This is a genomic window from Kineococcus glutinatus (assembly GCF_039542765.1).
GTDB classification, from domain to species: domain Bacteria; phylum Actinomycetota; class Actinomycetes; order Actinomycetales; family Kineococcaceae; genus Kineococcus_A; species Kineococcus_A glutinatus.
Genome location: NZ_BAABIL010000428.1, coordinates 1 through 10315, shown reverse-complemented (window position 1 = coordinate 10315; position 10315 = coordinate 1). Strand labels below are relative to the sequence as shown.

The 10315-nt window shown below is 75.6% G+C and carries 11 protein-coding genes; 8 read left to right on the top strand and 3 right to left on the bottom strand.

Annotation, left to right across the window (positions count from 1 at the left end; all coding sequences use genetic code 11):
- The coding region (locus tag ABEB16_RS15205; protein WP_345713074.1) for a TetR/AcrR family transcriptional regulator at nucleotides 1–497 on the top strand (497 nt) is incomplete at its 5' end.
- 39 nt (nucleotides 498–536) lie between these two features.
- On the opposite strand, the gene bla is transcribed toward ABEB16_RS15205, so the two are convergent.
- On the bottom strand, nucleotides 537–1475 hold the full coding sequence (gene bla / locus ABEB16_RS15200; protein WP_345713073.1) for a class A beta-lactamase: 939 nt from the start codon (nucleotides 1473–1475) through the stop codon (nucleotides 537–539).
- On the bottom strand, nucleotides 1472–2239 hold the full coding sequence (locus ABEB16_RS15195; RefSeq protein WP_345713072.1) for a GAF and ANTAR domain-containing protein: 768 nt from the start codon (nucleotides 2237–2239) through the stop codon (nucleotides 1472–1474). The genes bla and ABEB16_RS15195 overlap by 4 nt, the downstream gene beginning before the upstream one ends.
- Nucleotides 2240–2431: 192 nt before the next feature.
- Here ABEB16_RS15195 and ABEB16_RS15190 point away from each other — a divergent pair, with 192 nt between their 5' ends.
- Genes ABEB16_RS15190 through ABEB16_RS15175 form a run of 4 tightly spaced genes read left to right on the top strand, consistent with a single transcriptional unit; the run spans nucleotide 2432 to nucleotide 6391 of the window.
- On the top strand, nucleotides 2432–3475 hold the full coding sequence (locus tag ABEB16_RS15190; protein ID WP_345713071.1) for an iron-siderophore ABC transporter substrate-binding protein: 1044 nt from the start codon (nucleotides 2432–2434) through the stop codon (nucleotides 3473–3475).
- Nucleotides 3472–4512 (top strand): FecCD family ABC transporter permease, encoded by a 1041-nt coding sequence (locus ABEB16_RS15185; RefSeq protein ID WP_345713070.1) that lies wholly within the window; start codon nucleotides 3472–3474, stop codon nucleotides 4510–4512. The genes ABEB16_RS15190 and ABEB16_RS15185 overlap by 4 nt, the downstream gene beginning before the upstream one ends.
- Complete coding sequence (locus ABEB16_RS15180) at nucleotides 4509–5579, top strand: FecCD family ABC transporter permease (RefSeq protein WP_425560209.1); 1071 nt, start codon at nucleotides 4509–4511, stop codon at nucleotides 5577–5579. Before ABEB16_RS15185 ends, ABEB16_RS15180 begins: the two co-directional genes overlap by 4 nt.
- Nucleotides 5576–6391 (top strand): ABC transporter ATP-binding protein, encoded by an 816-nt coding sequence (locus ABEB16_RS15175; protein ID WP_345713069.1) that lies wholly within the window; start codon nucleotides 5576–5578, stop codon nucleotides 6389–6391. The genes ABEB16_RS15180 and ABEB16_RS15175 overlap by 4 nt, the downstream gene beginning before the upstream one ends.
- 9 nt (nucleotides 6392–6400) lie before the next feature.
- On the opposite strand, the gene ABEB16_RS15170 is transcribed toward ABEB16_RS15175, so the two are convergent.
- Nucleotides 6401–7768 (bottom strand): pectate lyase family protein, encoded by a 1368-nt coding sequence (locus ABEB16_RS15170; protein ID WP_345713068.1) that lies wholly within the window; start codon nucleotides 7766–7768, stop codon nucleotides 6401–6403.
- Between the two features lie 231 nt (nucleotides 7769–7999).
- On the opposite strand from ABEB16_RS15170, the gene yidD reads away from it, so the two are divergent.
- The 3 genes from yidD to ABEB16_RS15155 form a co-directional block, all read left to right on the top strand.
- Nucleotides 8000–8290: a membrane protein insertion efficiency factor YidD gene (yidD, locus tag ABEB16_RS15165; RefSeq protein ID WP_345713067.1), complete on the top strand. Its 291-nt coding sequence runs from the start codon at nucleotides 8000–8002 to the stop codon at nucleotides 8288–8290.
- Between the two features lie 101 nt (nucleotides 8291–8391).
- The gene (locus ABEB16_RS15160) at nucleotides 8392–9660 is read left to right on the top strand and encodes a DUF418 domain-containing protein (protein WP_345713066.1); all 1269 of its coding nucleotides are present in this window, start codon (nucleotides 8392–8394) and stop codon (nucleotides 9658–9660) included.
- A 49-nt stretch (nucleotides 9661–9709) separates the two neighbouring features.
- Nucleotides 9710–10315 (top strand): flavodoxin family protein (locus ABEB16_RS15155; RefSeq protein WP_345713065.1); only part of this gene is annotated, 606 nt, incomplete at its 3' end.

Below are 10315 nucleotides of genomic sequence, written 5' to 3'. Positions count from 1 at the left end.
GCGCGATCGCCGCCGCCGCCGGCGTCGACCCGGCCCTGATCCGGCACTTCTACGGCAGCAAGGACGAGCTGTTCACCGCCACCGTGAACTTCCCGGCAGACGCGGTCGAGCGCGTGCTCGGGGCGCTGGCCGGCCCGCGGGAGGAACTGGGCGAGCGCATCGTGCGGATCTACCTGGGCCTGTGGGAGGACCCCGACACCGCCGCCCCGCTGCTGACGATGTTCCGCTCGGCCGTCGGCAGCGAGCAGGCCGCCGAGCTGCTGCGCGAGTTCCTGCGCGCCCGGGTCCTCCGCCGCGTCGCCCCGGGCATCGGCGCGGACCGGCCCGAGCTGCGCGCCACCCTGGCCACCTCCCACCTGCTGGGCACCGCGATCGCCCGCTACGTGCTGCGGGTGCCACCCCTGGCGGACGTGGACCGCGAGGACCTGGTCGCCGTCCTCGCGCCCACCGTCCAGCGCTACCTCACCGCACCGCTGGGCGCGCCGGTCCGGGGCTGAGCCCGGCAGCGGTTCCCGCCGCCGCCCCCGGGGAACCGCTCAGCCCAGGTGCTGCACCACCAGTTCGGTGGCCTCGGCCAGCAGCGCCTCGTCGGACCCGGCGTCGGGATCGGCGCGGTCGGTGAACACGGCGATCACCCACGGATCGCGCCCGCCGGCCGGCCAGACGACGCCGATGTCGTCGAGGTTGCCGTGGACGCCGGCGCGACCGGTCTTGTCGCCGACCACCCAGCCGTCCGGCACCCCGGCGCGGATCAGCCCGTCCCCGGTGGTGTTCGCGCGCAGCCACCGCACCAGCTGCTCGCGGTCGCCGGCCTCGAGGGCGTCGCCGACGGCGTAGGCCCGCAACGAGGTGGCCATCGCCCGAGGTGTGCTGGTGTCCTGCGGGTCGCCGGGGACGTAGCCGTTGAGCTCCGGTTCCCAGTTGTCCACCTCGGTCGTGGCATCGCCCAGGGCGCGCAGGCGCTCCTCCAGGCCGCCCGGTCCGCCCAGCCGGTCGAGCAGGACGTTGGCGGCGGTGTTGTCGCTGACGGTGACCGCGGCCTCGGCCACCGCCCGCAGCGGCAGCCCGCCGTCCACGTGCAGCCCCGTGACGGGGGAGTGGGCCACGAGCTCGCCGGCGTCCCAGGTCACCACCGCGTCCAGCTCGGCGTCGGTGGTCTCGCCCAGCACGGCGGCGGCCGCCAGCGCCTTGACGGTGGAGGCGAACGCGAAACGCTCGTCGGCGCGGTGGGCGACCGTGCGCCCGGAGCCGGTGTCGACGGCGAACAGGCCCAGCCGGGCGTCGAACCGCTGCTCCAGCCGCGCGAACCCCCCGTCCGTCGCGGCGACCCCGCCGGTGCTGGTGCTGGTGGGTGCTGCGGTGGGGGAGGCGGATGGGCCGGCGGCGGTCGCGCTGCCGGCGCCGCCGTCGGTGGCGTCGCCGGTGCAACCGGCCAGCGCGAGGACGAGGACCGCGGCGGCCGGGGGGCGTCTCACGCCCGGTCCCGCCGCCTGGAGCCCGGGACGTGCAGCTGACCGCTGAAGATCAGCTCCTCGGCGAGGTCGCGCAGCTTGACGTTGCGGTCCTGGCTCACCTTGGCCAGCAGCGCGAACGCCTGCTCGGCGGTGATCTTGTGGCGTTCCATCAGGATGCCCTGCGCCTGCCCGATGAGGTTGCGGCTGGTCATCGCGGTGCGCAGGTCCTGCGCCTGCTGCGCGTCGGCCAGGGCGACGGCCGCCTGCGCGGCGAACAGCAGGCCGACGTCCTCGGACTCGTCGTCGAAGGCGTCCGGCCCGGAGGCGATGAGGTCCAGCGCGCCCAGGTCCTCCCCCTCGACGAACAGCTGCAGGCACAGCATGCTGCGCGCCCCGATCTCCCCGACCCGCTCGGCCAGCCGCGGCCAGCGCGTCTCGGCGGCCAGGTCGCCCACCCGCACGGTCTGCTGCCGGAAGAGGGCGTCCAGGCAGGGGCCCTGGCCGGTCTCGTCCTGCAGCTCGTCCAGCCGCCGGGCGCGCTCGCCGGTCGCGGCCACCGAGGTCACCCGCCGGCGCCCGAGCACCCGGGTGATCGTGGCGTCCTCCGCGCCGGGCACCACCCCCACCGCGGACGCCACGATGCGCTCCAGCACCGCCTGCGGCGTCTCCTGCTGCTGCAGGTCGCGGGCCAGGCGGGCCAGCTCCTCGCCCACCGGGGCCCTGCCGCCGTGCTGCGCGGAGGGCTGCCCCGGGTGCGCGCCCGGCAGGTGGTCCCGATCGGTCACCACCCCATCCTGCCCGTCGCCGGTGTGCCGCGCACGGGTCCGCGCGACCGCCCACCCGGGGACCGTCCTCGCGGTGCGCCGAGCGCACCACGGCCGGGACGGGCGGTCCGGGTAAGGTGAGGGTTACCTAGGCGTTCCCCGCGCCGGCCGGTCCACCAGCCGGGTCCCGACCCCCCGAGAAGGAGTCCCGTCGTGCTACGACGCCGGACCGCCCCCACCGCCCTCCTCGCCGTCGCGGCGCTGCTGCTCAGCGCCTGCGGCTCCTCGTCGGAGGACGAGGAACCGCAGGCCTCCACGAGCGCGACGACCGGCGCATCCGGCGGTTTCCCCGTCACCATCGAGCACGCGCTGGGTACCACGACCATCGAGTCGAAGCCCGAGCGGGTGGCCACCGTGCAGTGGGCCAACCACGAGGTGCCGCTGGCCCTCGGCGTCGTCCCCGTCGGGATGGCCGCCGCGAACTTCGGCGACGACGACGGCGACGGCGTCCTGCCCTGGGTGGAGGAGAAGCTCGGCGAGCTCGGCGGGCAGGCGCCCGTCCTGTTCGACGAGACCGACGGCATCGACTTCGAGGCCGTCGCCGACACCGACCCCGACGTGATCCTGGCGGCCTACTCCGGCCTGACGCAGGAGGACTACGACACCCTCAGCGAGATCGCCCCCGTCGTGGCCTACCCCGAGGCGCCGTGGGCGACCGCGTGGCGGGACGTCGTCGAGCTGAACAGCCAGGCGCTCGGCATGGCCGAGGAGGGCGAGGAGCTCATCGCGGACATCGAGGCGGACATCGACGAGGCCGTCGCCGCGCACCCGCAGCTGGCGGGCACCGCGACGATGTTCCTCACCCACGTCGACACCGCCGACCTCAGCGAGGTCAGCTTCTACACCACCCACGACACCCGGGTGCAGTTCTTCGAGGACCTCGGGCTGACGATGCCCGCCAGCGTCGAGGAGGCCTCCGCGGGCGAGGTGCAGTTCTCGCAGACCATCAGCGCGGAACAGGTCGACGCGTTCGACGACGTCCAGGTGATCGTCACCTACGGCGACGAGGAGCTCGTCACCGCGCTGGAGGGCGACCCGCTGCTGTCGCAGATGCCCGCCGTGCAGAAGGGGGCGATCGTCTCGCTGCCGGGCACCAGCCCGCTGGGCACCGCGGCGAACCCGACCCCGCTGGCGATCTCCTGGGTGCTGGAGGAGTACGTCGGGATGCTCGCGCAGGCCGCCGACGCCGCGAAGTGACGGCCACCGCACCCACCACCGCGGGCGCCGCCGTCGTGCGGCGCCCGCGGCGCGTGCGCGTGCTGTGGCTGCTGGTGGTCCTCGTGGTCCTGGCCGGGCTCACCGCCGCCTCGGTCGCGGTGGGCTCGCGGGTCGTGACGTGGTCCGACGTCCTCGCGGGCCTCGGCGGCAGCACCGACACCCTGGCCGAGGCCGCCGTCGCCGTGCGCGTGCCCCGCACGGTCCTCGCGCTGTCCGTCGGTGCCGCCCTGGCGGTGTCGGGCGCCGTCATGCAGGGCGTGACCCGCAACCCGCTCGCCGACCCGGGGGTCCTCGGCGTCAACAGCGGCGCCTCCCTGGCCGTGGTCGTGGCGATCGCGTGGTTCGGCATGACGTCGGCCACCGGCCGCACCTGGGTGGCGATCGCCGGTGCGGCGGTGGCGGCCGTGTTCGTCCACACCGTCGGCTCCCTCGGCCGCGGCGGGGCCACCCCCCTGAAGCTGGCGCTGGCCGGTGCCGCGACCTCCGCCGCGCTCGCCTCGTTCATCACCGCCGTCTCCCTGCCCAGGGGTGACATCGCCGAGAGCGTCCGGTCCTGGCAGATCGGCGGCGTCGGCGGGGCCACCTTCGGCCGGACCGCGCAGGTGGCGCCCTTCCTCGTCGTGGGGTTCCTCGTCTGCGCCGCCTCGGCGCGCGCCCTGAACTCCCTCGCGCTCGGCGACGAGCTCGCCGCCGGACTGGGGGAGCGGGTCGCGGTGGTGCGCGCGGCGGGGGCGGCGGGGGCCGTCGTGCTGGCCGGTGCCGCCACCGCCGTCGCCGGCCCCATCGGTTTCGTCGGCCTCGTCGTCCCGCACGTGTGCCGGTTGCTGGTCGGCGTCGACCACCGCTGGCTGCTGCCGTTCTCCGCCCTCGCCGGGGCCGGGCTGCTGACCGCCGCCGACGTCCTGGGCCGCGTCGTCGCCCGCCCCGACGAGATCGACGTCGGCATCATCACGGCGCTGGTGGGGGCGCCGTTCTTCATCGCCATCGTCCGCCGGCAGAAGGTGCGTGCCCTGTGAGCACCCGGGCGGGCGCGCCCGCGCCCACCGCGGCGAGCCCCGAGACCGTGCGGGCCGTCACCCGCCAGCGGCTCCACCGGGGCCGGCGCCGCCGCGTCGTCATCGCCGCCATGGCCGTCCTCATCGTCGCCGTCTTCACCACGACCCTCGTGGTGGGCCGCACCACCTACCCCCTCGGCGACGTGCTGCGGGTCGTCCTCGGCCAGGACGTGCCCGGTGCCTCCTTCACCGTGGGGCGGCTGCGGCTGCCGCGCGCCACGCTCGCCGTCGCCGCCGGCTGCTGCCTCGGCCTGGGCGGCGTCGTGTTCCAGACGATGCTGCGCAACCCGCTCGCCAGCCCCGACGTCATCGGCATCAGCGCCGGGGCCGGCGCCGCCGCCTCGTTCGCCATCGTCTTCCTCTCCCTCGGCCGGGTGCAGGTGTCCGTCTTCGCCATCACCGCCGGTCTCGCCGTGGCGCTGGCCATCTACCTGCTGGCCTACCGCGACGGCGTGGCCGGCACCCGGCTGGTCCTCGTGGGCATCGGCGTCGACGCGGTGCTCGACAGCGCCACCCTGTACGTCCTCGGCCGGGCCGGGCAGTGGGACCTGCAGGAGGCGTCGCGGTGGCTGACCGGCAGCCTCAACGGCACGACCTGGCGCGAGACGGTCCCCGTGCTGGTCGCCCTCGCGGTGCTCGCGCCCGTGCTGCTGGCCCGCGGCCGCGACCTGGTGACGACGCAGCTCGGCGACGACGCCGCCGCCGCGCTCGGGGTGCGGGTGGAGCGCACCCGGCTGGTGGTCGTCGTCGCGGCCGTGCTCCTCATCGCGTTCGCCACGGCCGCCGCCGGCCCCGTCGCGTTCGTCGCGTTCCTGTCCGGCCCGATCGCCGCGCGGATCACCGGCCCGGGCGGTTCGCCGCTGCTGCCCGCCGCGTTCGTCGGGGCGCTGCTCGTGCTCGTCGCGGACCTGGTCGGGCAGTTCGCCCTCGGCACCCGGTTCCCGGTGGGCGTCGTCACCGGCGTGCTCGGGGCGCCCTACCTCGTCTACCTCATCGTCCGCACCAACCGCGCGGGGGGATCGCTGTGACGACGTCGCACACGCTGGTGGTGGAGGACCTCGCCGTCGGCTACAAGGACCGCGCCGTGCTGGAGCGGCTGGACCTGGCCGTGCCGCCGGGCCGGATCACGGCGATCGTCGGCGCCAACGCCAGCGGCAAGTCCACCCTGCTGCGGTCGATGTCGCGGCTGCTGGCGCCCCGCGCGGGCGCCGTGCTGCTCGACGGCAGGTCCGTGCACCGCATGCACGCCAAGGAGCTGGCCCGCACCCTGGGGTTGCTGCCGCAGTCCCCGGTCGCCCCGGAGGGGATCACGGTCGCCGACCTCGTCGGCCGCGGCCGCAACCCCCACCAGGGCCTCTTCAGCCGCTGGAGCGCCGCCGACGACGCCGCCGTCGCGGCCGCGCTGGACGCCACGCACACCGCCGGGCTCGCCGAGCGGCCGGTGGACGAGCTGTCCGGCGGGCAGCGGCAGCGGGTGTGGATCGCGATGGCGCTGGCGCAGCAGACGGACCTGCTGCTGCTCGACGAGCCCACGACGTTCCTCGACGTCAGCCACCAGGTCGAGGTCCTCGACCTGCTCACCGACCTCAACCGCGCCCGCGGCACGACGATCGTCATGGTGCTGCACGACCTGAACCTCGCCGCCCGCTACGCCGACCACCTCGTGGCGCTCGCCGGCGGGCGGCTGCACGCGGCCGGTGCGCCCGCGGACGTGCTGACCGAGGACTGCGTGCGCACCGTGTTCGGCCTCGAGAGCCGCGTCATCACCGACCCGACGTGCGGCAAGCCGCTGGTGCTGCCGCTGGGCCGGCACCACACCAGCGGCTCGCCGCGGGGGTGAGGGCGGGGGTCAGCGCAGCCGGCCCGAGCCCGCCCACGCCGTGACGAGCGCCGGGACGGCGGCGGTGGGGTGGATGCGCTCGTGCAGCACCGGGTCCCAGCTCACCGTCGTCGGGATGTCCACGTCGCTGGTGGCGTTGTGCGCCGCCACGAGGCTGACGCGGTTGCGCCTGGCGATCCCGTTGAGGAGCGTGCCGAACTCCTGCAGGCCCGAACCCGCCGTGGTGGTGCCGCGCCAGTCGACGACGACGCCGGCGGGGTCGACGTCGCGGGACAGCGCGAAGAAGTTGTTCTCCGCGACGATCTCCGCCTCGACGCCGACGCCCCAGCTGTAGGCGTAGGACCCGGCGTCGCGCTGCACGTAGTAGTTGTTGTAGACGTGCACGTCGCCGTAGCGCACGCGCGGTGCCCGCTGGCCGATGTCCTCCCACAGGTTGTGGTGGAACGTCACCCGTAGCTTGCCGCGGTCGGCGACCCGGGAGTTCGAGGAGCCGACGAGGTTCGTCTTGTCGTGGTCGCGGAACTCGTTCCACGACGCGGTGACGAGGTCCGCGGAGTTGGTGATGTCGAGGAGGCCGTCGTGCACCTCGAACTTCACCCCGTAGACCTCCGGCAGGGAGGACGGCGGGTTCTCGCCGTCGTCGAAGGTGGTGTGGTCCACCCACACGTGCGTCGACTCGGCGATCCACAGGTTGTCGTAGGCGGCGTTCCACGCCCCGGCGTCGCCGTCGGTCGGGTCCCAGGCGGTGAAGCAGTCGTAGGCGTCGGACAGGCGCAGGTTGCGGACGATGACGTTGTCCGAGCCGCGGACGGTGAGCGCGGCGCCGGTGATCTGCGCGTCGCGGCCCACCCCGACGATGGTGACGTTGGAGCCGACGTGCTGGCGGACCTGCGCCTCCTGCACGGCGGCCGACGCGGCGCGCGCGTCCTCCAGCGGCCCGGACGGCTCGGCCTCGGTGCCCCAGACCTCGGGGGCGTAGGCGTCGACGTAGTCCTGCACGTCGAAGCCGTCCACCTCGTAGGCGTCGCAGTCGACGGCCCCGGTGGGGGTGCGCAGGTTGGCGTCGATCTTCCCGTGGACGTAGACGATGCGCGCGGTGGTGTCCCCGCGGGCGGCGTCCCCGCCGAGGGCGGCGCGGAACTCCTCCCAGGTGCGGACGTGGAAGACGTGGTCGGCGTCGGCCGCCGAGCCCCCGGTCGTGCCGCCCTCGGCGGCGGCCCAGCCGTCCCGGGCGCCGAGGACCTCCCGGCCCAGGTCGGGACGAGCGGTGGCGGAGGCGGTGGTGGTGGTGGCGGTGGCGGAGGGGGCCAGGGTGAGCGCCAGCGCACCGGCGGCGAGGGCGGCGGTCGCGGCGAGCGTGCGTCGGACGACGGGCATGCGGTCTCCAGGGGTCGTCGGGCCTCGTCGTCGAGGACCGGCCGGGGCTCGGCGGTGAGCGGACGGATGGAAACGCTTTCCGGTGGTCGGGGGAACCTTAGGAGCGGCGGTCGACGGCGTCAAGGAACCGGTTTCAGAGCTTCTCCCGCGCCGGACACCCGGCGCACCCGCCGGCCGCCCGCGCCCTCGCCCGCGGAGGTGCGCCGGCTGCTGCGGCGGTACGTTCGCACGATGAACCCCGCCGCCCGGGCAGCCGATCTCCTCATCGGCGCATACCAGCGCCGGATCTCGCCCCGCAAGGGGTGGTCCTGCGCCCACCGCGTCGCGCACGGGGGCCCCTCCTGCTCCGCGGTGGTCCGCGACGTCCTGCGCCGGCGCGGCCTGTTCCGGGGCGTCGTGCCCACCGCGGCGCAGTTCCTGGCCTGCCACCGGGCGGCGTCGCTGCTCATGGCGACGCAGGTGCAGGGGGTGTGCTGCTGCGGGCCGATCCCGCTGCCGTTCCGCTTCGGCGGCCGCGGCTGACGCGTCCGGGCGCGGGCTCGGGCGCGGGTACGCCCCTCGCCGGACACCCGGTACGTCGTCCGGTGGATGGGGCCGGCGCGCCGGGCTCCTAGCGTCGAGGCATGGCACGCACACGGGTGGCGCGGACCCAGGTGGCGCAGGTGGCGCGGACGCCGGTGGCCCCGGCGCAGGCGAGCACGCCGGTGTCGCAGCGGGTCCTGGCCCCCGACGTGGCGCGCGGGGCGATGCTGCTGCTCATCGCCCTGGCGAACGCCCACCTGTACGTGACCGGCCGCGAGCTGGGGTTCCGCGGTTATCCCGCCCCGGAGGTCATGGGCGCCGCCGAGCGCGTCGTGACCGCCGTCCAGCTCACCCTGGTCGACGGCCGCGCCTTCCCCCTGTTCTCGCTGCTGTTCGGCTACGGGGTCGTGCAGCTGGCCCGCCGCCGGCGCGGCGCCGGTTCCCCCGAGCCGGCGGTGGTGCGCCTGGTGCGCCGCCGGGGCTGGTGGATGCTGCTCATCGGTGCGGTGCACGGGGTGCTGCTGTGGCCCGGTGACGTCGTCGGTGCCTACGGCCTGATCGCGGTGCTGTTCGCGGGGGCGCTGGTGCGCGGCCGGCTGCGCGCCCTCCTCGTCGCGGGGGTGCTGCTGGTGGCGCTGGCGGGTGCGGGGGAGGGGTTGCGCACCCCCGGGGGCACCACGGCGATGGTGCCCTCGCTGGGGGAGGACGACGTGCTGCCCGCCCTGGGGTACCGGCTGCTGGAGTGGCCGTCCGTCGGGGTGCTGGCGCAGGGCGTGGGGCTCGTCGGCGCGGTGGCCGCGGGTGCCTGGGCGGCGCGGCGGCGGTTGCTGGACGAACCCGCCCGGCACCGGCGCCTGCTGGTGCGGGTGGCGGTCGCCGGGGTGCTGCTGGCCGTGGCCGGCGGGTTGCCGCTGGCGCTGATCGCCTCGGGGGTGTGGGCCGGCCCGTCGCTGGGCGCGCAGGCGCTGGCGGGCGCCGCGCACGGCCTCGGCGGGTACGCCGGCGGCGCCGGGTACGCGGCCCTGTTCGGCCTGCTGGCGGCGCGGGCGGTGGGGGCGGGCCAGCGGCCGGGACCCGTGGTGACCGCCCTGGCGGCGTGCGGTCAGCGGTCGCTGAGCTGCTACCTGGCGCAGTCGGTGCTGTTCTGCGCCGTCCTCGTCTCCTGGGGTGCCTCCTGGGGTGGTGGGCTGGCCCCGCGCGGGGGGCTGGTGGTGACCGCTGCGGTGGCGGCCGCCACGTGGGCGCTGACGGTGCTGCTGGCCCGGGCCCTGCACGCGCGCGACCGCCGCGGGCCCGCGGAGGTGCTGCTGCGGCGTCTCACCTACGGTGGCCGGAGCGGCGTGCCGGTCACCGTGGACGTGCGGGGGTGACCGCGCTAGGTTGTTGGTTGCACGCTCAACAACCTGAGGGGGTTCCGTCGTGGGTGACGTGAAGCTGACCATCGTGTACTACTCCGCGACCGGCACGGTGCGCGGCATGGCCGAGCGCCTGGCCGAGGCCGCCAAGCGGGCCGGCGCCGAGGTCCGGCTGCGCCAGGTGGTGCGCCAGCCCACGGGCGGGGAGAAGGCCGCCACCGACGAGCAGGCCGCCGAGGCCGAGGCGGCCAAGGGCGCGCCGGCGGCGACCGCGGACGACGTGGTGTGGGCCGACGCCGTGCTGTTCGGCTCCCCGACGCGCTACGGCAACGTCGCCGGGCAGCTCAAGACGTTCATCGACTCCCTCGGTGCGCAATGGGCGCAGGGCCTGCTCGCCGACAAGGTCTACGCCGGGTTCACCGCCTCGCAGACCGCGCACGGCGGCCAGGAGACCACCCTGATCGCCCTCTACAACACGATCTACCACTTCGGCGGCATCATCGTCCCGCCCGGCTACACCGACCCGCTGAAGTTCGCCGACGGAAACCCCTACGGCGTCAGCCACGTCACCGGCGGGGGCAACGACATCCCGCTCGGCGAGGTCCAGTTCAACGCCCTCGACCACCTCGCGACGCGCGTCGTGGGCGTCGCCCGCAAGCTCGCCTCCGCC